Consider the following 20,140-nt stretch of genomic DNA (forward strand, 5'->3'; position numbering starts at 1 on the left):
ACTTGTCTCTCATCGATCATTTAAATAAATCTATCTTGCCCATCAGGTCACGCCGCCGGGATCTTTGCATTTCTTACTGTGTTGGATGCAGGAGCCATCTTAATTATCTCTGGCCTTGTTCCCAGCATTGTGGCCATGGACATGGTTCGTTTTTCTTATCTGCTCGATCTCATTCTTGAATTCAATCATCATCTTGGATATGCTGTGCAATATGATCCCAGTCATGGCCAGGAATGACCCAACCAGCGTCAGCAATATCATAAGCAGCGTAGGCCCATACGCCAGGCTCCCTCCATGATAAAACACTCGCAGAAAATCCAGCCCCATTCCAACCCCCACTGCCGCCAGCAGAATCCCAGGCACTGTGAAGTAATAAAGCGGCCTTCTCAGCTCCATATCATGCAGGATCTTGATCAGCGTCTTCACCCCGTGGGATACGGGATTCTGGGTCGAGGCCCTCTCCACATCGTACCGGCAGTGGATCGGCACCTCCTTGATGGACAGATCATTGTCCTTGGCCTGCAAGAGTACCTCCGAGCCGGCGGACATGCCGCTGTCCTTGATGTAGATGCTCTCTATCGCCCTCCGCCCGTAAGCTCGAAAGCCGCTCTGGCTATCAGTGACGCTGACCCCCCCGGCAACATTGGTTGCTACATCGAGAACCTTCATCCCCACCTTCCGATAGGCGGGAATGTCTTTGCCATTGCCGTCGCAGAACCGGGAGCCTATAACCAGATCGCAGCCATTGTTGAGTGGATCGAGGAGCTTTGGAATCTCAGCAGCATCATGCTGGCCGTCCGAGTCTATGATCACCATCTTCTCCGCCCCCAGATTGCGTGCCGCCTCAAAGCAGGAACGGAGCGCTGCACCATAGCCACTGTTCTTCTCATGCCGAACCACATAAGCCCCCAAAGCTTCGGCTATGCTCGCCGTGGCGTCAGAGCTGCCGTCGTCGACCACTACCACCTGGTCGACGTACTTCTTGCAGCCTAAAACCATCTTGGCGATGGACCTCTCCTCATTGTAGGCAGGCATGGCGGCTATGACAAATGACATATTTCCTCTCAGATCTTCCCTATGGATGCATTATCTCTGCTTTATGATCCTGATAATTTAGATGGCTCTTCGCTGAATTATGTGGATGAGGTCCGGCAGAGAATATGGCCTCTGTTCCTCTGCGCCTCTGTGGTTGGGTCAGTGCATCGCGGTTCACCACTGAGGCACAAAAGATACGCGAGGAGCCAAACCCTTTTTGCAATCTTTGTGAGCTTTGTGGTTTATACTCGCCGTAGATCGGTTTGATCGGATTACAGATTACGGATTTTAACCACAAAGCGCACAAAGATCACAAAGGACTCGCAAAGGTTAATGCAATTCCTGATAACCCGAGAAACCTTTCGTGCGGGCTTTGTGCCCTTTGTGAGCTTTGTGGTTTATACTCGCCGTAGATCGGTTTGGTCGGATTACAGATTACGGATTTTAACCACAAAGTGCACAAAGATCACAAAGGACTTCGCAAAGGTTAATACAGTTCCCGATAGCCCGAAAAACTTTTTGTGCGGGCTTTGTGTTCTTTGTGAGCTTTGTGGTTTATACTCGCCGTAGATCGGTTTGATCGGATTACAGATTACGGATTTTAACCACAAAGCGCACGAAGATCACAAAGGAATCGCAAAGGTTAATACAGTTCCTGATAGCCCGAGAAACCTTCTGTGTGGGCTTTGTGTCCTTTGTGAGCTTTGTGGTTTATTATTTCGTCGCAAATCAAACTAAATTAACTGCACACATCGAATATTAATAATAGTATACGAAATGCGTTACCCATTCACGAGTCTTGTTATCCCATCCCTCAGCATCCTGACATTGAAATTGATGAGCAACCCAAGCCACGTATTCCTTAATTTCAGGTAGGTCAGAAGCTGAGCCTCGTGGAGGAAATTGATCTCCTCCACCGCCTTTAGCTCTACAATCACCAGGTCCTCCACCAGGATATCAAGCCGGTAGCCGCAATCCAGATTTAGGCCCTTGTAACTCAGTGGCAGTGGGACCTGGCGTTGGAAACTAATCCCCCTCAGACCCAACTCGCAGCACAGGCACTCCTCATAGACGGATTCGAAAAGCCCGGGGCCGAGATGACGATGAACCTCGATGGCTGCGCCGATGATCTCTCTGGAGAGAGCATCCGCTCTCAGTCTCTCAGGAGAGGATTGCATCTCATGGGTCAATCCCTTGTCGCCATCTGATATTGGAATCATTGTTAGCTCTTTGGTTTATATCGTCGTAGAACTCGGTTGAATGGGCTTCGGTAGACGGAATTTAACCACAAAGAGCACAAAGATCACAAAGGACTTCGCAAAAGTTAATCCAGTTCCAGATAATCCGAAAAACCTTTTGTCCGGGCTTTGTGCCCTTTGTGAGCTTTGTGGTTTATACTCGTCGTGGATCGGTTTGATTGGGCTTCGATAACGGAATTTAACCACAAAGATCACGAAGCTCACAAAGGACTCGCAAAGGTTTCAGTCCTCTATGTCTCTCACCTCTGTGGGAAATTAGTAAAAATACTGCGCTATGCAGCAGCCTCCTCCGTGAATCTCTTGGCTGCAATGATAGTCAAACCCGTGAGCTTGCCTTCTTTATCGTAATTTCTGATGATCCCATCTTCGTCCTCCTCATGCTCTATGGCATTTGGAGGATAGACAAAGCTGACATAAAGCACATCCGCTTCTTCATCGTAGTCAATCCAGACCTTCTTCGTTGAGGATCTGACCACGTGTGGAATCATCTTTATTAGCTCTGCTTCGTCCATACTATCTCACGGCCAATGAGCTTTCTTATCGTGGATGTTTTGTACGCTGTGATAATAAACCCATCGTTTGGTGACAATTCCTTATAGGCAACCATCAGATACTTCGGTCCTAGATGGGTGTGAGGGAAGAACCTTATGCATCGTAGCTCATCACTGACACCTTTTGTGATGGTTTCCGGATCTTCAATTGTCTTAATAAGCTCCAGGATGTTCCCGTTCATCTCTGTGTGAGATGTTACGATATGGAGCCATCTCTCCTCTGTCAATCGGATAGGTACTTGATTCTTAGACCTCGCTATGCATTCACTCTCCATTTTTCAGTTCCTACCCGATCAATGGCCATCCTCGGTTTCCAGCGTTGCATCCCTGCAGCGGCTGTTCGAATGGCGCTATATCGGGCCGCTTTGCCATCAGCACTCCTTCCAGATCTGCCAGGATCCGCCCCGTCTGCTCGCCATGATTGCCGGAGCCTACATCTAAATTATGATCTGGCTGCGGTAGCTCCAGCTGCTCGAAGAATATCCGGTCCATCTGATAGGAGTAGTGCTGGCCGGTGTGGATGATGCTGTAATCCAGGCCGCGGCGCTGGCACTCTCTTATCACCGGTGCCATCTTGATGATCTCCGGCCTGGTCCCGAGGATGATTGCAATGGTCATGTCTGATTTAGCCTCAGTTTATTGGTTCTGTGGTTAATAATCGTAGCTGAGAAATCAACCCCTGGTGGTTTACGGGATGAAAACCACAGAGTCGCAGAGCGCACAGAGGACGAACGAACGGAGACGACTATCCCCGGAAGCAATTGGGTGGGATTTCTTAGGTTGGATGGAAAGGAAGGCTGAGCGTCTCTGTGAACTCTGTGCCTCTGTGGTTTATACTCGTCGCAAACGTTTGATTAAGACTGTGTGTCGCAAGGAAAAATTAAGAAAACTATAGTCAGCAGCTACACTAAAATTTTTCCCACATTAGACAGCTTCAAAGGCCATACGTTCTTCTTCTCAAGATGCGATTTTAGGCTTTCCTTGAAATGATGCTCGTCTATTGAGACAAAAAAATCTGATTCAGTCAATGTAGCAGTTGCAACATGAATCGCATCTGCCGAATACAAATTATGCTCTATTACTAGGCTTTGGGCAGATTTGATTATCAACAATTCAACAGGAACGACATCAACTCCGCAAAGACTGATGAATGCGTCGAATAAATCCAATATCTCATATATTTCTTCTTTATCGCAACCCGTCTTCTTAAGAGCCCTGGCACTTTCCGAAAGAACAATTGCAGAAATGATTAGCTTTATTCTCCCTTCTTCAGCCCATCTCCTTATCTTTAAGGCTTCTGCGCTTTCCTCTTCGACCTTGAACCATTTAACCACAACCGAAGAATCAAGGCAGACTCTCGGCCTATAACTCATCGTCTTCCTCAACTCTGGCCGACAATAAGGCATCAGAGATGCTCATGGGATGTTTGGCGGCGATCTTTAGCGAGTTCTTCCACATCATTTCCTCTAGCTCTCTGAGCTCATGTATTCTTACCATTTCCTCAATGGCGACTCTAAGGAAAGACTCCTCGTCTCTGAAGGAACCTCGCTTAATGATGGCCTTCACTCGCTGGGCCAAAAAATCATCCACTTTGGTTTTAAATATGACATCTGACATGTATTCTAACAACATCCTGAGAGATTTTCTGCATCATGGTATATTCTTTCAAAGCAGTCTTCATCTATCATTGAAATACTCATTGCTACTTACTTAGTTCTTAATCATTTGTAAAGGTTCACAGATTTTGTGTGGATCAGAGAGCAAATCCTGGAAATCCCGCCTTCTTCAGCCCGCGAATGACCTCAATTGCAGACAACGCGGGAAGTTTGGCCATCAAGTCACAGCCACAGGGATCTTGATATTCCTGACCGTCCTGGATGCGGGAGCCATCTCGGGAGGAAGCGGATCTCCGTGCTCGATGTAAGACTCAATGATCTTTCTGGCCACATCCTGGGCGATCTCCATCGTCTCTGCAATCGTCCTTCCCTCTGCCACCAGACCGGGCAGAACATCGCTTGTGGCCAGGTATGCCCCTTCATCAAGCTTTTCAATCTTTATTGATACCATGTATTCGGGCAAGTCTCAGATCCCTCAGATTCAGAGGTACTATTTTTCTTGTCATTTGATCATTTATAGATATGCATGAGAATTCAAGGGCGTCCTCATGAGCATCTCTAGCCTGCCGTTAAATGGTCGAGTATGCTCTTGCCCGCCCGACCATCCCCAAACGGAGGCTCATCGCTGAATTATGTGGGTGAGGTCCGGCAAAGCCTATAGCCTCTGTTCCTCTGCGCCTCTGTGGTGAAATCGTGATGCTCTAACATGAAAAAAAGAGACGAGAGATTTACAGGCCGCAAGACGAATTCAATGAGAGATCCAAAAAAATCCTACAATAACTCCAAAAACTCTTCTACAGAAAGCCCGGCAAGACCTATCAGCTTTCTTAGTGTTCCCCTGTCAATTTCGCTATGCATGGGTACTGAAAGTGTAACCATAGAGCCTTGCTTGATCATAATTAGATGGCTTCCGGTCTGCCTGGCGGGATACCATCCAGCTTTATTAAACGCTTTAACTGCTTCAGCTCCAGAGACCAAGGGCAGCCGGGACATTAAGCCTCGACTTCTACTATCCTTTCGCTGTCTTTGATCAGGGTTCTATCGCCAAGCACATCCAGGCAACCCTGTATAGCATCCTTGATGTTTTCCAGGGCTTCTTCAACGGTTCTTCCCTGTGAGACGCAACCTGGCAGAGAGGGGCATTCTACAACGAGCCAGCCATCTTCTCCATTGCTGATAATGACCTTAAACCGCATACGACTCCACTGTAAACAGGATTTTAAAGGCTAAATAGCTTTCTCCTAAAGGACAAAACCATATTAAAGATAATCCATCAGGCGAGAGCAGAGAAGGCCAGTGGGGATCACGCTCTAGTCCAGGCTGCGGCGCTGGCACTCCCGGATCACCGGAGCCATCTTGATGATCTCCGGCCGGATCCCGAGGATGATTGCAATGGTCATGGGTAGATCGTCGCCTTTGATATGTATCTAATAGCAAATCGGTTTGATCGGATTACAGATTACGGATTTAACCACAAAGCGCACAAAGATCACAAAGGACTCGCAAAGGTTAAACAAGTTCCTGATAACCCGAAAAACCTTTCGTGCGGGCTTTGTGCCCTTTGTGAGCTTTGTGGTTTATACTCGCCGTAGATCGGTTTGATCGGATTACAGATTTAACCACAAAGCGCACAAAGAACACAAAGGGACTCCGCAAAGGTTAATACAGTTCCTGATAACCCGAAAAACCTTTTGTGCGGGCTTTGAGCACAAAGCTCACAAGGGGAGGCAAAGGAGCGAAATAGGATCATACTTCCGTATCAGACATCAATTCTCAGATACCTTGCCAATATCTTATCCTTGTATTTTATGCAGGTATTATCCTTGACTTCAATATCTCTGATTAACGAAATCATCTCGCTGTATCCCAGGACTTGTCTTATGGCCAGCAGTGTTAAGAGATCCTTCATATCCAGAACGGCAATTCCATTCTTTTCCGCAAATCGAATTACCTTCCGGTCATCAGTCAAGAATGTTGCCTTCTTTTCCCGGCAAATGCTCAAACCCTCTGCTTCGCCATAATGCACGGTGCTATCTGTTGAGATATCCTTAAACGCCTTGAGATCATCTCGGTCAATTGTGATAACCGGAAGCTGTTCGAAGATCCGATCAGGAAAGGAATAACCGGCACGCTTAGCCCTCATGAGCTCTGCGTAAACTGAGTTGGTTATACAGAAGTTCGCATCCGGGAAGGCTTTACTCAAGATATCGATGCGATCGACCTTGGCAAGCATGCTTGCTACATCGCAATCGATGATAATCATCGTCGTCATATGAGGCCCAATCTGGCCAGTCGGAACAGGCTCTCCTCATCCGTCCCACCTACCTCGAGTTTAATGGACCTGGAGGCCAGCACGTCCTTAAACTCTTCCATGCAAAGCCCTGCTATTTCAGCCGCCTTCCAGAGGCTGACCTTCTCATTCCTGTAAAGATCAATAGCTATCTCGATTCGGAGGCCCGGCTTCATAGATAATAGAGCTCTCAATGCATCCTTCAATAGCTCCTCTCGGGACTTATAAATCTCAGTTCGCATCAGAGCATCAATTTCGTCATTCGCAGATGCCATTGTCAGGTACAACTCCATGTATGAATAACCATAAGATCGATCCCATCTATCATGAGCGCTCACGAATACTTAATTGGCTCTTGATCATTTACGATAATCCTTCCCGCTCTGCCGTCTCCAAACGGATTCTTCCACCCATTCCCCTGCTGCATCATCCGCTTTGCATTCTCAACCATCCGCAGAGCATCAGCCCCAGCAAGAACGTTGGACTTTACCTCCAGGGCCTCTGGCCTCTCAGTGTTATCTCGCAGCGTCACGCAGGGCACGCCCAGGATGCATGTCTCCTCTTGCACTCCGCCAGAGTCGGTCAGCGCCAGCCGGAGACCACGTGCGGGCTTTGTGTCTTTTTTTAAATTTGCTTAGATTATCCCTTTGGCTCTCAGGGCAGATTTAACCTCGGCCATGTCGCTCTTCAATTCGACAATATCGGTTTCAAGTACTCGATCCATCTTCCGGTTCACGTCTTTGACTTCGATAATAAGATCATCTTGTTTATCGAGCATCTGATCCATCTTTCCGCCCAGGCGATCGTTCATGTTTCTGACTTCGTCAAGAAGCTCATCCTGCTTGCCAAGCATTTGGCCCATCTTTCCGCCCAGATTATCGTTCATGTTGTTGACCGCAGATACCAGCTCTTTTAGATAGACTGCTGCCGTGTCAAGCCTGGTATCAGTCTCGCCTTTTGTCACCAGCTTTCCAAATTTCTCAAACTCCACGTTGGCGGAAGAGTAGCTCTTCTCGATGGATGAGACAGAGATCAGGGCATTTTTAATGACAATTGCGTTCTCAAACCATTTGATCTTCTCATCCTCGCCCTCAACGATGATCTTCACCCTGCCGTCCTTCGGGTTCTCGACCATGCCTCTGAGCCCGAATGCGTTAGCGATATCTATCACTCTAGCCCGGTAGCCGACTTCCTGGACCTTGCCTGATACAATTGCCGTAAGCCTCATCGTCATCTACAATTTCCACATTCATTCTATTTGGCTCTATCCGTGGCTCTCATCTTGGCGCTGGCACTCCCGGATCACCGGAGCCATCTTGATGATCTCCGGCCGGTCCCGAGGATGATTGCAATGGTCATGGGTAGTTGTCGCCTTTGATTTGTATTTGATAGCAAATCGGTTTGATTGGATTGCGGATAACGGATTATAACCACAAAGAGCACAAAGATCACAAAGGACTCCGCAAAGGTTGCTTCGGGGCCATTGAGACCTGATCATCCTTTAAGTGGGGGCTTTGTGCCCTTTGTGAGCTTTGTGGTTTATATCGTCGCAAATCGGTTTGATCGGATTGAACGATAACGGATTTGGCTCTTCGCTCAATTATGCGGGTGCGGTCCGGCAGAGATTATAGCCTCTGTTCCTCTGCGCCTCTGTGGTTGGGTCAGTGCATCGCGGTCCACCACAGAAGGCACGAAGATATAGAGTTTTTGCGATTCAAGTTCACCAAATCTAAATAGCCTTCGCTACATAGCAGGCGCCTCTTATCATCTCAGGATGAAGCCCACTTCGCCTTGATATGCTCGGGAGAAGGAGCCATCCATCAATTCAGCGCACTGCCTGGTAAATCATCTCTCCTGGGTTGTCTCTTGCTGCAGGCCGTTGCCGCTAAGAACTGTAATTCTTGCAGGTGACCAGCTAGCTCCGGCCCTAATACTATGCTGAATTACTGATGATGATTAGTATCCAAGGGATCGAGCAACATTAAAAAAGATTTCGGTCAATTATGCTGTCTGGCTGCTTGGGTTTATACCATATTCGCTATCTGATCCTGGCATGAATTACTACTAGCTCTCATGATATTGAATTAAAAAAACAAAATATAATGCAATATTGCCCCATCCGCAATCTAACTGGGAACATTCATCAAAGGATATCTATAAAATTATAATCAAGGATTGCCATTCCCCTCATGCACCGAATGACTGAAACACATCTGGCACTAAACTGAGATTGAGCGCGTCAAATATCAGTTTGAATCAGGTAGGTCAGCCAAACTAGATCTCAGAACTCCCGATATGAGGTTGTGCAGGAAAGTCCTGTACGTAAAATCTGGAACGGCGAGCGTCGAAGCCATGAAACAATCGCCCTGGGGCGGCATGGCGTTGGTCGAGAGACCATAGATGCCTGCGACTTCAGTCGCGGGAGCCGTCACTACTGCCCTTATACTTCTCCACTGCAATTAACAACCACAGATTCCACAGATCCACCCAATCCTCATTCCATCCTGCCCACCTCCAATGGCCGTCGTCCTCTGTGCGATCTCTACTCTGCGGTTTTATCCCGCAACCAACAGTTTTTTTTATTTTTTCGACAACGATTATTAACCGCAGAGACGCAGAGTTCGCAGAGACGTGAAATTCATCTTTATTACAGTACTTGAAAAGAATTGCATATTTGCTTCTTAGCAATAGTCGTCTCCGTTCGTTCGTCCTCTGTGCGCTCTGCGCCTCTGTGGTTCTATTCCCGTACACCACCGGTTACTGCCTCATGCTTCCCCCGCTCAGATTAACAGCCACAGATTCCACCGAGCCGCTCAATCCTCTTCTCTCCCTTACCCTCTCCAATGTCCGCCGTCCTCTGTGCGCTCTGCGACTCTGCGGTTTTATTCCCGTACACCACCGGTTACTGCCTCATGCTTCCCCCGCTCAGATTAACAGCCACAGATTCCACAGATCCACCCAATCCTCATTCCATCCTGCCCACCTCCAATGGCCGTCGTCCTCTGTGCGATCTCTACTCTGCGGTTTTATCCCGCAACCAACAGTTTTTTTTATTTTTTCGACAACGATTATTAACCGCAGAGACGCAGAGTTCGCAGAGACGTGAAATTCATCTTTATTACAGTACTTGAAAAGAATTGCATATTTGCTTCTTAGCAATAGTCGTCTCCGTTCGTTCGTCCTCTGTGCGCTCTGCGACTCTGCGGTTTTATTCCCGTAAACTTACTGCCTCATTCTTCCCCAACTCCAAAATTAACCGCAGAGCCGCAGAATTCGCAGAGCTGCTCAATCCTCTTCTCTCCCCGCCCCCTTTCAAGGATCCGTCGTCCTCTGTGCCTCTGTGGTTGGGTCAATGCATAGCGGTTCACCACAGAGGCAAAGAAATACGGAGAATTTCTGATTCAAGCTCACCCATACAGAATTGGCTCTCCTTCCCCTCCCCGGCCTTGGCCCCGCTCATCCCTCCTCCGCGCCCGGGCAAAAAAACCTCAAAATCGTTTTATACCTTCGCATCCGACCTTCATCCAATGCTCCTCTTCGCCCACGTGGGCCTGGCCCTGGCCACCGCTCGCCTCTATAGCCGGCTGGACCTATTATTTCTCGCCCTGGGGTCCATCCTCCCCGATATCATAGACAAGCCTTTGGGCCTGCTCGTATTCGGGACACCGAACATGGGAAGGACATTCGCCCATACCCTTCTCTTCCTGCTCATCTTAGGAGCGATCTCCCTCCGCCTGCGAGACATCAGATTGGCCTCCCTCACCTGGGGGGTCTTGGTCCATCTCATCCTGGACTCCATGTGGAGCTCTCCAGTCATCCTCCTCTGGCCTCTGCTGGGAGGATTTCCCCCAGCTCCATACCTGGATACATTAAGCTACCTGCAGATCCTTCTCTCTGGCCTGGAGAAGCCGGAGATCCTCATCCCGGAGTTGCTCGGCCTGGGCTACATCCTCGTCTTAGTATATCTCAAGAGGGGCTTGATCTGGGCAGAAATCAAGAGGCTTTTGCGCAGGCAGGGGAAGGGCACTGGCACCGGCTCCGCCTAGATCGGGACCCTGGCAGCAGCCGGCTCTTCGCTGAATTATGGGGGTGAGTTCAGACAGAGAATATGGCCTCTGTTCCTCTGCGATTCTATTCCCCGATGCCACCGGGCACTGCCTCATGCTTCTCCAGCTCCAAATCAACCGCAGAGACGCTCAATTCCCCTCAAAGGACCGTAGTCCTCTGTGCGCTCTGCGCCTCTGCGGTTTTATTCTCGTAAACCACCGGGTACTGCCTCATGCTTCCCCAGCTCCAAATTAACCACATAGTCTGCAAAGCCGCTCAATCCTCTTTTCTCCCTGTCCCTCTCCAATGTCCGTCGTCCTCTGTGCGCTCTGCGACTCTGTGGTTTTATTCCCGTAAACCGCCAGGGTTGGTTTCTCAGCTACGATTATTAACCGCAGAGACGCAGAGTTCGCAGAGACGTGAAATTCATCTTTATTACAGTACTTGAAAAGAATTGCATATTTGCTTCTTAGCAATAGTCGTCTCCGTTCGTTCGTCCTCTGTGCGCTCTGCGACTCTGCGGTTTTATTCCCGTAAACCACCGATTACTGCCTCATTCTTCCCCAACTCCAAAATTAACCGCAGAGCCGCAGAATTCGCAGAGCTGCTCAATCCTCTTCTCTCCCTGCCCCCTTTCAAGGATCCGTCGTCCTCTGTGCCTCTGTGGTTCTTTTCCCCTATTCCCGGCAGCATCCTGTAATGCGCGAAAATTTTAAAATGATTTATCATAAGTAATATAATTAAGAAACATTTTTATGCATGCAGCTCGATTGCGAAAGGGAGGGCTTGAGGCTCTTTGGGGGAACTATATGCGGGCACGCAGGAGCAAAGATCAGATCATAGTGGAGATCCTGAACATATGCGAAAAAGGGGAAAATCTCACCAATATCGTCTATCGAAGCAGTATCAGTTTTGCTTCCATCAAGGCATATCTCGCTGTGCTCATGAAAAACGATCTTCTGATATACCAGGATGGCTCTCCGCGAATCTATAAAACAACGCCAAAGGGCCTGGCAATGAGAGATCGACTGGAAGGGCTACATAAGCTGATGGAAGGCCTGAAGATATAGAGGGAGCAAGAAGGATCCACGAGGCCTGAGCCGATGATGATTCAACTATCCTGCGGACGAATTCTCTTCCAATTATCCTCCTCTGATGCGTTTATCCTCCCGCGAGGATCTTATGCAAAAATTCCTGTAACATATCCGCCAGCATCATTCGTTAGTGCAAGGCTGCTTGATAGGCATAACTGCCCCAGTGCCTCCTCTTTCAAAAGCTCTTTTTTGGCTATAGTTCTCCCCTCTACAAGGGATATCTATAAATACTCATCTTGACATGTTATCTATAGTTGATACCCAGTATTGATGTAGGATACTCAGGGCAGAACCAAAAGGAGAGATGTAATATATGCTTTCGTCGATGATGAGTACGGTCAGTAGCACCATGAGCGCAACAGCCAGCGCCACCAGCACAATGAGCACAACCTCGGCAGTCAGTACATTTGCCACGGTGGGTGTCGCGGATATCAGCGTTGTGAGCGTCATATGTCTCATCGCTCTCCTAAGCGCCTCTGAGATACTCTCTGCCTCATCCTGCTGGCACAGGCGCCTTTCAACGGTGCTCAACATCGCCATAGTTCCCATGGTCTTAACATTCTTCTTAATTGTGGGCTACAAGGTAGTAGAGGTTATCGGCAGCTAGATAAGCCCTGCTGCTGCATACAATCTCTCTTTTATAGCACCTTTTGTAGCTCTTCATAGCAGTCTATTCATTCTATTGCATATAGCGTTTTTAGCGAGGAGCCTAAATTCCAGGTCCAAATTACCTTCCTGCTTGAAATGAATAGCGTATTTGCTTCCGGGATAGTCGTCTCCGTTCGTTCGTCCTCTGTGCGCTCTGCGACTCTGTGGTTTTATTCCCGTAAACCGCCAGGATTGATTTCTCAGCTACGATTATTAACCACTGAGGCACAGAGTTCACAGAGACGCTCAATCCTCTTTTCTCCCTGAACCATTCAAGTCGCGATACGCTCTTTTATCCTATCCAGAGCATAAGCGTAAAAGAAGAACAGGAATAGCGGGCCTATGATCAAATACGGCAGGATCTCCGGTTTGAGGGGAGCGATGAGGAACAGCGCTATATTGGTGACCCCGTGGGCCAGGGAGACAATAGGCAGGCTCTTGGATAGCCAGAAGAGCACCCCGAAAGCCAGCCCCGCCAGGCTAACGTAGAGGAGCTCCAGTGTCAGGTGATAGCCGCTATGCATGAACCCGAATATCACACTGGCCAAGACCAGCCCCCCAATCAGACCGATCCTCTCCTGGAGCACAGTCTGCAAAGACGACCGAAATACGAACTCCTCCACAATACCCACAAAAAAGATCATGGTCAGGGCTAAAATGAGCATTTGCTGGAGATCATTGTCCACCACCAGCATTTGAGGCTTGATCACCATATACTCCCCCCACCCCAAAGCCAGTCCCATGGATATGGAAACGGGCAGAAAGAACCAGAACCGCTCAAAGGTCAATCCCGCCTCCTCTGCGGTTATGAATCTCTCTTTCAAGATCATATACATGGGAATGAACATGGGCGCATAAACCAGCACATAGGAGTAAAGGGTCAGGTGGAAGAAGACTGGCATCGCGACATTCAAAAGGCGGAACAGTGGCAAGAGCATTAGGGCTGGATAGGTCCGGTTGTTGACGAATATCGTTGATAGGCTTAAAAAAACCAGGTTCAGGGCATGAATGGGCATCGCTGCTTCAGCCTTGCCGTAGAAGATCAGAATCTCGGCCAACAGTATCAAAAATACGGGAATCAGCAGGTCGAGATAGTACCTCTCCGCATTCAGCGCCTTCATATAATTGCCATGTTCTCATCAAAGATTTAATAGATTCCCTCGAACCTTACTGTACCAAAAAATCAGCATACTTTAGCCCTGACTTTGGCAGATATAATGCGAAGGATGTAAATAATTTGCGGCCCTGATGATATAGTATGACCCTTGTCTCCCTCTCTTTTGAGGTCCACCAGCCAATCCGTCTGAAGAAGAATTTCTTCTGGGACGGCTACATGAACCGGCAGGTGGTACCTGATTTATGGAAATACTACTTCGATTGCCCAGAGAATAAGAGGATCTTCGAGCGAGTATCCGACAAATGCTACCTGCCCGCGAACCGGGCCATCCTGGAGGGGATAAAAAAGCTCCAGGGATCGAATAGATCCTTCAAGGTCTCCTACAGTTTCTCAGGCGTCTTCCTGGAGGAATGCCAAAGGTACCGCCCGGATGTGTTAGACTCCTTTGTCGACCTGGTCCAGACTGGAATGGTGGAGGTGCTGGATCAGACCTACTATCACAGCCTGGCCAGCCTCTACGACGATTCCCAGGAGTACATCGAGCAGATCAAGATGCACCGGGAGCTGATCTGGGACATCTTCGCCCTCCGGCCTACGACCTTTGAGAACACCGAGCTGATCTACAGCGACAAAATCGCCCAAATCGCAGACCGGATGGGCTATAAGGCCATATTCACCGAAGGGGTGGTAGCAGATCCCAACTACGTCTACCGCCCGCCAAACACCAAGATCGCTCTGCTCTTGCGTAACTACCAGCTCACCGATGACATCGGCTTTCGCTTCTCCTCCCATAATTGGGAAGAGTACCCCCTCACCGCAGACAAATACGCCTCCTGGCTGGCGAGGACCCCAGGCAAGTGCATAAACATCTTCTGCGACTACGAGACCTTCGGCGAGCACCAGTGGATCGATACCGGTATCTTCGACTTCATCCGCAGCCTGCCAAACCAGGTCCTCCGCTACGAGAACCTTCAGTTCGCCACCCCCTGCGAGGTGGCCAGCACAATTCCCCCGGAAAGAGAGCTATCGATAGAGAGCTTCGTCTCCTGGGCAGACCTGGAGAGAAACACCAGCTGCTGGCTGGGAAACGCCCTTCAGCATGCCTGCTTCATCCAGCAGAAGAGGCTCCAGGCACCGGCAAGAGAGAGCCGCGATCCCGACCTCCTGGCCATCTGGAGGACTCTGGGCCTCTCCGACCATCTCTACTATATCTTCACCCACGGCGGAGGGCCGGCCGAGGTGCACAACTACTTCAGCCCCTACGGCTCCCCCTATGATGCAGCTGTAACCTACTTTGCCGTCTTATCCGACTTTCACTGCCGCCTGAAGGGAAAGACCCATCTGGCCGATTCCCCATTCCGGTTTGCCACCGGAATAGACCAGTTCACAGGCGACTCCGCCTGGACACTGATGGGCCTGGAGGCCATCCTGGACAAAATCCCTCTCCCCTCTTTGGAGTACCATAATGCCAACGGCGATTATGCCCTCTGGGCGGAGAAGAGCCTGGGCGACAGCGCCCTGGCGGAAAAGCTGGCCGGATTGCAGAAGCTCAAGGGGGAGAGGCTGAGAAAGGGCCTTCTCCGGGCAGTGGCCGATTCCCTGGCAACAGAGGTGATCTAAATGACTGTAGGAGCAGCTCAACCTCAGCCCTTCCAGCCGGCCGACTATTCCCAGGGGACATCCCGGGAGTGGCTGGTGGCTAACGGCCTGGGCAGCTATGCCTCATCGACCGCAAACTGCAGCAACACCAGAGCCTATCACGGCCTTCTGGTGGCAGCCACCGAGCCTCCAGCAAGGAAGAGACTGCTCCTCGCCAGCCTGGACGAGGAGCTGGGCGAATTCCGACTGGCCAATCATCAGTACCCCGGAGCGATCTATCCCCAGGGCTTCTCTCACCTGCAGGGATTCTGGACCGATCCCCTCCCCCGGTTCTGCTATCAGATGGGCACTACAACCCTGGAGAAGACCGTCTCCATGGTCCGCAATGAGAACAGCACCATCATCAGCTACAGGATCAAGGGCTACCGTGGATTGATCCGCATCGTACCCCTGATCCACGACCGCAGCTTCCATGCTGCCGGCGATCTTCCTCCACTTCACCAGAATACCTGGGGCAAAGGAACCACAATCCTCAGCCAAACCCGTTTCTCCATCTTCTCCGACCTGGCCCGATATATTCCCCAGGAGAGGGTCTACAGCAACTTCGAGTACGAGGAGGAGCGCCGCCGGGGCCTGGGCTGGAAGGAGAACCTCTTCTCCCCCGGCTGCTTCGAGCTGGATGTATCCGGAGAGGCGGAGTTCGCCATCATCGCCTCCACCTGGAGGAGCTCCTTGGCCAACTGGAGGGCGGATCAGGAGAGCGAGAGAGAACGCCTGATATCCTTAAAGGCACCCGTTCCTCCTCTGGCTCGAGCGGCGGACAGCTTCCTGGTCAAGAGGGGCAACGCTCTGAGCCTCATCGCCGGCTACCACTGGTTCGATGACTGGGGAAGGGACGCCATGATCGCCCTGCCCGGCATTCTCCTCTCCACCGGCCGATATGAGGCAGCAAGGCTGGTCCTCAGCTCCTTTGCCGGGGCGATGAAGGACGGTGTGCTGCCCAACGACCTCGGGGCCCGGTCCTACAACACCGTGGACGCCTCTTTGTGGTTTGTTCAGGCGACGAGCAGATATTTCGATGCAACAGGTGATCTGGATTTCCTGGCCGAGCTCTGGCCGAAGCTCTTGGATGTGGTTGAGAGATACTCCCGACCGGGCGATGACTTCGGCGCAGATGAGGACGGCCTGATCAATTCCGGCCCGGCTCTCACCTGGATGGACGCCAGAGTGGACGGCCGGCCGGTCACCTCCCGGACGGGCAAATGCTGCGAGATAAACGCCCTCTGGTACTCCGCCCTGAGGAGGACAGAGAGCCTTTCCCGGGCCCTGGACATGCCCCTGGACCCGAAGATTCCCGAGCTCGCAGATAAGGTCCAGAAAAGCTACCTCCGATTCTGGAACAGCGAGAACGGCTGCCTCTTCGATGTGATAGACCATGAGGACGCCTCCATCCGCCCCAACCAGATCTTCGCGGCGATCGTTCCCGATCTCCTGCCGGATGTGATGAGAAGGAGCATCCTGGAGGTGGTAGCTCGAGATCTTCTCACCCCCTTCGGCCTGAGAACCCTCTCCCCCCGCGATCCCCGTTATGCGGGCCGATATGCTGGAGAACCCAAGGAGAGGGACCGCAGCTATCATCAGGGCACGGTCTGGCCCTGGCTCATCGGCCCCTATATCGATCTTCTGCTGGCTGTAGGCGGCCGCTCCGCCGAAACGCGGGAGAAGGGATTGGAGGCTTTAAGGCCGCTCTTGGATCTGGCAGAAGGGATGGGCACCATTCCCGAGGTCTTCGATGGCGACCTGCCCCAGAATCCCGGTGGCTGCATCTCCCAGGCCTGGTCGGTGGGAGAGGTTCTCAGAGCTTATGAAGAGCTGCGGGATGAATAGTAAAAAATTCCATTCATTTTTTCCAGAACTCTGGCAAGAAGAGGACCATAGCGGTCACCACCTCCAGCCTGCCGATCCACATGCATAATATGAGGAGCATCTTTCCCGCAGGATGGATATCTGCAAAGCTGAACATCGGCCCCACCACACCAAATCCCGGTCCGACATTCCCCAGGGTCGTCGCCACTGCCGACAGGACGCTCTCCATATCCATCTTCGGATCGCTGTAGGAGATCATGGCCAGGAGGAGGGAGGCTATGGCAAAGATGATGATGTACATGGAGACGAAGATATTGCTCGCCCTTAAAATCTCCTCTTTCACCACCATATCGCCCAGCCGGACGCTCTGAACCGCCTTGGGATGAAGAGTGCGAATCAGCTCTCTGTATGCGCTCTTGAATATCAGTATCAATCGAACAACCTTGATTGCTCCTGCGGTGGAGCCGGCACAGGCCCCGATGATCATAAGCAAGAGGAGGGTGATCCTGGCGGTGGCGGTCCACTGATTGAAATCGGCAGTGGCAAACCCGGTGGTGGTCAGGATCGAGACCACCTGGAAGCCAGCCAGTTGAATCTTCTGGTAGATGTCTCCCTCCAGCCCTCCCCAGAGGATGATGATCGACGTGGCCAAAAGGATGATCAAGGCATAAGCCCGGAACTCCGTGTCGCTGATCAGGGCCTTCCGGTCGGAGGTGATCATCCTGTAGTGCAGGGCGAAGTTGGCCCCGGCCAGGAAACAGAACAGGACGATGATGGCATCTATGATCCAGCTATTGTAGGCCATGATGCTCAAACCCCGGGGCGAGAATCCTCCCGTGGCCATGGATGAGAAGGCATGGCAGAACGAGTCAAAGGGGGGCATTCCTGCCAGAAGGAGGAGGGCGACCTCCACCAGGGTCAGGAGGATATAGACCATCCAGAGCATGCGAGCGGTCTGCTTGATCCTGGGCTTGATGGATTCCTTATCCGGGCCGGGAACCTCCGCCCGGTAAAGCTGCCGTCCCGCCACTCCCAGGCGGGGCAGTATGGCCACGAAGAGCAGTATTATCCCCATCCCTCCCAGCCACTGGGCAAATGACCTCCAGAAGAGCAGCCCCATGATTGTATCATCGGGGCCGCTCCTCATCCGGAGGAGGATGGAGTTGCCGGTCATCCTCACCAGTTGCATCTGCATCTCCGCCACCAGGCTGCTATCGGCCAGGGTCTGGTTCATCTTCCAGTATCCCAGGTGATTGATCTCTGTGAATACAGACGATCCAGTGGTGGTGAAGGCGGACATGGACTCGAAGAGGCCATCGATCAGGCTCATCCCCAGGAAGACATAAGGAAACGCTCCGAAGAAAGCGACGGCAATCCAGCCCAGAGCCACCAGGGCAAAAGCCTCTCTTAATCCCGGCTCCTCCTCAGATGACAGCCTTCCCAGGGCTATCCCCGTGGCCAGGCTGATTAGGGAGGTGGCAGCAAAGGCGATCACCCCTCCCGTCTCAGCATAAACAGCAGCTACCGCACCCGGAACGAGCAGCAAGATGGCCAGCAGCTTCAGCAGCTGTGCAAGCAGTCGCAGAAACACCCTGAATTTCATCAAGCAATGCCGCACCAAAATGGCGGAGGGCATCCTCCTGAAAGCGCAACTTGTCTCCTGTTCCTATAAAAAGGATCTGCTCATTATGCCGCGAATAGCTTCTTGACCTTGGAGACAGCGTCCGGCATGGACATCACGAACACCCGATCACCGGCTGACACCTTGAAGTCCTCATAGGGGACAATAGGCGCGCCGTCTCTTATCACCATGCCGGCAAGGGAGTTCTTGGGAAGCTCTTTGGATATCGACTTGCCCACGATCTTCGCTCCCGGCTTGGCGATGAAATCCACCAGCTCCATCCTCTCATCGCTCAGTGTGATGACCTCTTCTCCGCCGATCACCCTCTGGAGGACGGCATCGGCAGTCACCTGCCCCGGGCTGACCGCTCTGTCCACCCCTACCATCTCGAAGAGCTTGATGTAGACGTTCCTGTTGACCCGGGAGAGGATCTTCGTGGCTCCCAGCTGCTTTACCAAGAGGGAGCATAATAGGTTCTTGTCATCAAGGCCGGTCACAGCATAGACCACATCCATCGCGCCTGCCCCCTCCTCTTGAAGTAGGGCGAGATCTGATCCATCGCCATTGAGGATCATGGTTCCTGAGAGCTTGTCCGCAATCTCAGCGCAACGATCGGCATCCTTCTCGATGAGCTTGACGTCCATTCCCATCTTCTCCAGCCTGCTGGCCAGGTAGAAGCCCACCATTCCCCCACCCACGATCATCGCCTTCTGAGTGGTCTTGGATTCATGCAGCATGCTTCCCAGGTCGGGAAGGGACCTGGCGTCGCACAACAGCATTAGGTGGTCGTCATTTCTTATCTCGTCTCCCTCTTTCGGTATGGCTATCCGGCCCGCCCGGTTTATGGCGATCAGGTTGCAGTTATTGGGGAGGACGATATTCTCCACCGGCCCCTGGATCTTCATCTCTGCTGTTACCTTGAACTCCACCAGCTCCACCAGGCCGTTGGCCAGGTCCCGGTTCATGAGCATGGATGAGAAATAAAGAGAGCTTGCCATATCCTCGGCCATGGTCAGTTCCGGGCAGATCATGAATGATATGCCGATCTCCTTTCGATCCTGGACCGGCTGATCGATGTACTCGGGATTGCTCACCCTGGCGATGGTCTGCCTGACCCCCAGATGAGAGGCTATGATGCAGGTTATCACATTCACCTCATCGTTCCCGGTTGCAGCCACGACTATGTCCGCCTTCTTGATATCCGCCTCGGAGAGAAGCCGGGCGTTGGCGGCATTCCCCTGCATGACCTTCACATCCATGTCCTGAAGCCTGGCACAGGCATCGGGATCCTTATCTATGACGGTGACATCATGGTCAGCATAAAGCTCGCTGGCGATTAGAAAGCCCACCTCGCCAGCTCCGGTGATCAGGATACGCATCTTGTTTCCTCCACATCA

20 protein-coding genes and 1 pseudogene are annotated in these 20,140 nt (G+C 51.3%); 5 read left to right on the top strand and 16 right to left on the bottom strand.

All coding sequences use genetic code 11. The features are described from left to right. Positions 1 to 99: 99 nt before the first annotated feature. From MCON_RS03740 to MCON_RS15065, 13 genes and pseudogenes are all read right to left on the bottom strand, one after another. Entirely contained in the window at positions 100 to 1,056 is a 957-nt protein-coding gene (locus MCON_RS03740; RefSeq protein ID WP_013718706.1) for a glycosyltransferase family 2 protein, read from the bottom strand. Between the two features lie 761 nt (positions 1,057 to 1,817). Then, complete coding sequence (locus tag MCON_RS03745) at positions 1,818 to 2,213, bottom strand: GxxExxY protein (RefSeq protein WP_048132879.1); 396 nt, start codon at positions 2,211 to 2,213, stop codon at positions 1,818 to 1,820. A gap of 353 nt (positions 2,214 to 2,566) precedes the next feature. Further along, positions 2,567 to 2,806 carry a DUF2283 domain-containing protein gene (locus MCON_RS03750; protein ID WP_013718700.1) on the bottom strand — a complete coding sequence of 80 codons (240 nt, stop codon included), beginning with the start codon at positions 2,804 to 2,806 and terminating at the stop codon, positions 2,567 to 2,569. Positions 2,807 to 3,130: 324 nt separating this feature from the next. Then, a complete protein-coding gene (locus tag MCON_RS03760; RefSeq protein WP_013718708.1) occupies positions 3,131 to 3,463 on the bottom strand; it encodes a UDP-N-acetylglucosamine 2-epimerase in 333 nt (110 codons plus the stop codon). A 284-nt stretch (positions 3,464 to 3,747) separates the two neighbouring features. After that, positions 3,748 to 4,218: a type II toxin-antitoxin system VapC family toxin gene (locus MCON_RS03765; RefSeq protein ID WP_013718709.1), complete on the bottom strand. Its 471-nt coding sequence runs from the start codon at positions 4,216 to 4,218 to the stop codon at positions 3,748 to 3,750. Continuing rightward, positions 4,208 to 4,462 carry a hypothetical protein gene (locus MCON_RS03770; RefSeq protein WP_013718710.1) on the bottom strand — a complete coding sequence of 85 codons (255 nt, stop codon included), beginning with the start codon at positions 4,460 to 4,462 and terminating at the stop codon, positions 4,208 to 4,210. Before MCON_RS03770 ends, MCON_RS03765 begins: the two co-directional genes overlap by 11 nt. A 216-nt stretch (positions 4,463 to 4,678) precedes the next feature. After that, positions 4,679 to 4,912, bottom strand: coding sequence for a type II toxin-antitoxin system HicB family antitoxin (locus MCON_RS03775; RefSeq protein WP_013718711.1), 234 nt, complete (start codon positions 4,910 to 4,912; stop codon positions 4,679 to 4,681). Between the two features lie 320 nt (positions 4,913 to 5,232). Beyond that, on the bottom strand, positions 5,233 to 5,454 hold the full coding sequence (locus MCON_RS03780) for a type II toxin-antitoxin system HicA family toxin (RefSeq protein WP_048131830.1): 222 nt from the start codon (positions 5,452 to 5,454) through the stop codon (positions 5,233 to 5,235). After that, entirely contained in the window at positions 5,454 to 5,657 is a 204-nt protein-coding gene (locus MCON_RS03785) for a type II toxin-antitoxin system HicB family antitoxin (RefSeq protein ID WP_013718712.1), read from the bottom strand. Before MCON_RS03785 ends, MCON_RS03780 begins: the two co-directional genes overlap by 1 nt. Positions 5,658 to 6,220: 563 nt before the next feature. Continuing rightward, positions 6,221 to 6,733: a hypothetical protein gene (locus tag MCON_RS03790; protein WP_048131832.1), complete on the bottom strand. Its 513-nt coding sequence runs from the start codon at positions 6,731 to 6,733 to the stop codon at positions 6,221 to 6,223. Beyond that, complete coding sequence (locus MCON_RS03795) at positions 6,730 to 7,026, bottom strand: UPF0175 family protein (protein ID WP_013718714.1); 297 nt, start codon at positions 7,024 to 7,026, stop codon at positions 6,730 to 6,732. Before MCON_RS03795 ends, MCON_RS03790 begins: the two co-directional genes overlap by 4 nt. Positions 7,027 to 7,085: 59 nt before the next feature. Beyond that, positions 7,086 to 7,346: pseudogene (locus tag MCON_RS03800) on the bottom strand (UDP-N-acetylglucosamine 2-epimerase); the annotation flags it as partial. Between the two features lie 39 nt (positions 7,347 to 7,385). Then, positions 7,386 to 7,985 (bottom strand): acylphosphatase, encoded by a 600-nt coding sequence (locus tag MCON_RS15065; RefSeq protein WP_013718716.1) that lies wholly within the window; start codon positions 7,983 to 7,985, stop codon positions 7,386 to 7,388. Between the two features lie 2,293 nt (positions 7,986 to 10,278). Here MCON_RS15065 and MCON_RS15070 point away from each other — a divergent pair. From MCON_RS15070 to MCON_RS15570, 3 genes are all read left to right on the top strand, one after another. Further along, on the top strand, positions 10,279 to 10,797 hold the full coding sequence (locus MCON_RS15070) for a metal-dependent hydrolase (RefSeq protein ID WP_013718717.1): 519 nt from the start codon (positions 10,279 to 10,281) through the stop codon (positions 10,795 to 10,797). A gap of 771 nt (positions 10,798 to 11,568) precedes the next feature. After that, on the top strand, positions 11,569 to 11,868 hold the full coding sequence (locus MCON_RS03835) for a winged helix-turn-helix domain-containing protein (RefSeq protein ID WP_162144993.1): 300 nt from the start codon (positions 11,569 to 11,571) through the stop codon (positions 11,866 to 11,868). 337 nt (positions 11,869 to 12,205) lie between these two features. Continuing rightward, on the top strand, positions 12,206 to 12,499 hold the full coding sequence (locus MCON_RS15570; protein WP_013718719.1) for a hypothetical protein: 294 nt from the start codon (positions 12,206 to 12,208) through the stop codon (positions 12,497 to 12,499). Positions 12,500 to 12,812: 313 nt separating this feature from the next. On the opposite strand, the gene MCON_RS03845 is transcribed toward MCON_RS15570, so the two are convergent. Then, a complete protein-coding gene (locus MCON_RS03845) occupies positions 12,813 to 13,661 on the bottom strand; it encodes a CPBP family intramembrane glutamic endopeptidase (RefSeq protein WP_013718720.1) in 849 nt (282 codons plus the stop codon). A 137-nt stretch (positions 13,662 to 13,798) separates the two neighbouring features. Here MCON_RS03845 and MCON_RS03850 point away from each other — a divergent pair, with 137 nt between their 5' ends. Both MCON_RS03850 and MCON_RS03855 read left to right on the top strand, forming a co-directional pair. Next, entirely contained in the window at positions 13,799 to 15,277 is a 1,479-nt protein-coding gene (locus MCON_RS03850; protein ID WP_013718721.1) for a glycoside hydrolase family 57 protein, read from the top strand. Next, positions 15,278 to 17,143, top strand: a complete 1,866-nt coding sequence (locus MCON_RS03855) for an amylo-alpha-1,6-glucosidase (RefSeq protein WP_013718722.1) — start codon at positions 15,278 to 15,280, stop codon at positions 17,141 to 17,143. It abuts the gene before it with no gap. Between the two features lie 13 nt (positions 17,144 to 17,156). Here the strand turns inward: MCON_RS03855 and MCON_RS03860 are convergent, their stop codons facing one another. Both MCON_RS03860 and trkA read right to left on the bottom strand, forming a co-directional pair. Further along, positions 17,157 to 18,725 carry a TrkH family potassium uptake protein gene (locus tag MCON_RS03860; protein ID WP_048131845.1) on the bottom strand — a complete coding sequence of 523 codons (1,569 nt, stop codon included), beginning with the start codon at positions 18,723 to 18,725 and terminating at the stop codon, positions 17,157 to 17,159. 83 nt (positions 18,726 to 18,808) lie between these two features. Beyond that, on the bottom strand, positions 18,809 to 20,122 hold the full coding sequence (gene trkA, locus MCON_RS03865) for a Trk system potassium transporter TrkA (protein ID WP_013718724.1): 1,314 nt from the start codon (positions 20,120 to 20,122) through the stop codon (positions 18,809 to 18,811). Positions 20,123 to 20,140: the final 18 nt, after the last annotated feature.

Source organism: Methanothrix soehngenii GP6 (genome assembly GCF_000204415.1).
In the GTDB taxonomy this organism is placed as follows: Archaea; Halobacteriota; Methanosarcinia; order Methanotrichales; family Methanotrichaceae; genus Methanothrix; species Methanothrix soehngenii.

What these genes read in the sequence shown, in the direction of transcription:
- MCON_RS03740 (WP_013718706.1), bottom strand. Translation starts at nt 1,056, where the DNA reads ATGTCATTTGTCATAGCCGCCATGCCTGCCTACAATGAGGAGAGGTCC.
- MCON_RS03745 (WP_048132879.1), bottom strand. Translation starts at nt 2,213, where the DNA reads ATGCAATCCTCTCCTGAGAGACTGAGAGCGGATGCTCTCTCCAGAGAG.
- MCON_RS03750 (WP_013718700.1), bottom strand. Translation starts at nt 2,806, where the DNA reads ATGGACGAAGCAGAGCTAATAAAGATGATTCCACACGTGGTCAGATCC.
- MCON_RS03760 (WP_013718708.1), bottom strand. Translation starts at nt 3,463, where the DNA reads ATGACCATTGCAATCATCCTCGGGACCAGGCCGGAGATCATCAAGATG.
- MCON_RS03765 (WP_013718709.1), bottom strand. Translation starts at nt 4,218, where the DNA reads ATGAGTTATAGGCCGAGAGTCTGCCTTGATTCTTCGGTTGTGGTTAAA.
- MCON_RS03770 (WP_013718710.1), bottom strand. Translation starts at nt 4,462, where the DNA reads ATGTCAGATGTCATATTTAAAACCAAAGTGGATGATTTTTTGGCCCAG.
- MCON_RS03775 (WP_013718711.1), bottom strand. Translation starts at nt 4,912, where the DNA reads ATGGTATCAATAAAGATTGAAAAGCTTGATGAAGGGGCATACCTGGCC.
- MCON_RS03780 (WP_048131830.1), bottom strand. Translation starts at nt 5,454, where the DNA reads ATGTCCCGGCTGCCCTTGGTCTCTGGAGCTGAAGCAGTTAAAGCGTTT.
- MCON_RS03785 (WP_013718712.1), bottom strand. Translation starts at nt 5,657, where the DNA reads ATGCGGTTTAAGGTCATTATCAGCAATGGAGAAGATGGCTGGCTCGTT.
- MCON_RS03790 (WP_048131832.1), bottom strand. Translation starts at nt 6,733, where the DNA reads ATGACGACGATGATTATCATCGATTGCGATGTAGCAAGCATGCTTGCC.
- MCON_RS03795 (WP_013718714.1), bottom strand. Translation starts at nt 7,026, where the DNA reads ATGGCATCTGCGAATGACGAAATTGATGCTCTGATGCGAACTGAGATT.
- MCON_RS15065 (WP_013718716.1), bottom strand. Translation starts at nt 7,985, where the DNA reads ATGACGATGAGGCTTACGGCAATTGTATCAGGCAAGGTCCAGGAAGTC.
- MCON_RS15070 (WP_013718717.1), top strand. Translation starts at nt 10,279, where the DNA reads ATGCTCCTCTTCGCCCACGTGGGCCTGGCCCTGGCCACCGCTCGCCTC.
- MCON_RS15570 (WP_013718719.1), top strand. Translation starts at nt 12,206, where the DNA reads ATGCTTTCGTCGATGATGAGTACGGTCAGTAGCACCATGAGCGCAACA.
- MCON_RS03845 (WP_013718720.1), bottom strand. Translation starts at nt 13,661, where the DNA reads ATGAAGGCGCTGAATGCGGAGAGGTACTATCTCGACCTGCTGATTCCC.
- MCON_RS03850 (WP_013718721.1), top strand. Translation starts at nt 13,799, where the DNA reads ATGACCCTTGTCTCCCTCTCTTTTGAGGTCCACCAGCCAATCCGTCTG.
- MCON_RS03855 (WP_013718722.1), top strand. Translation starts at nt 15,278, where the DNA reads ATGACTGTAGGAGCAGCTCAACCTCAGCCCTTCCAGCCGGCCGACTAT.
- MCON_RS03860 (WP_048131845.1), bottom strand. Translation starts at nt 18,725, where the DNA reads ATGAAATTCAGGGTGTTTCTGCGACTGCTTGCACAGCTGCTGAAGCTG.
- trkA (WP_013718724.1), bottom strand. Translation starts at nt 20,122, where the DNA reads ATGCGTATCCTGATCACCGGAGCTGGCGAGGTGGGCTTTCTAATCGCC.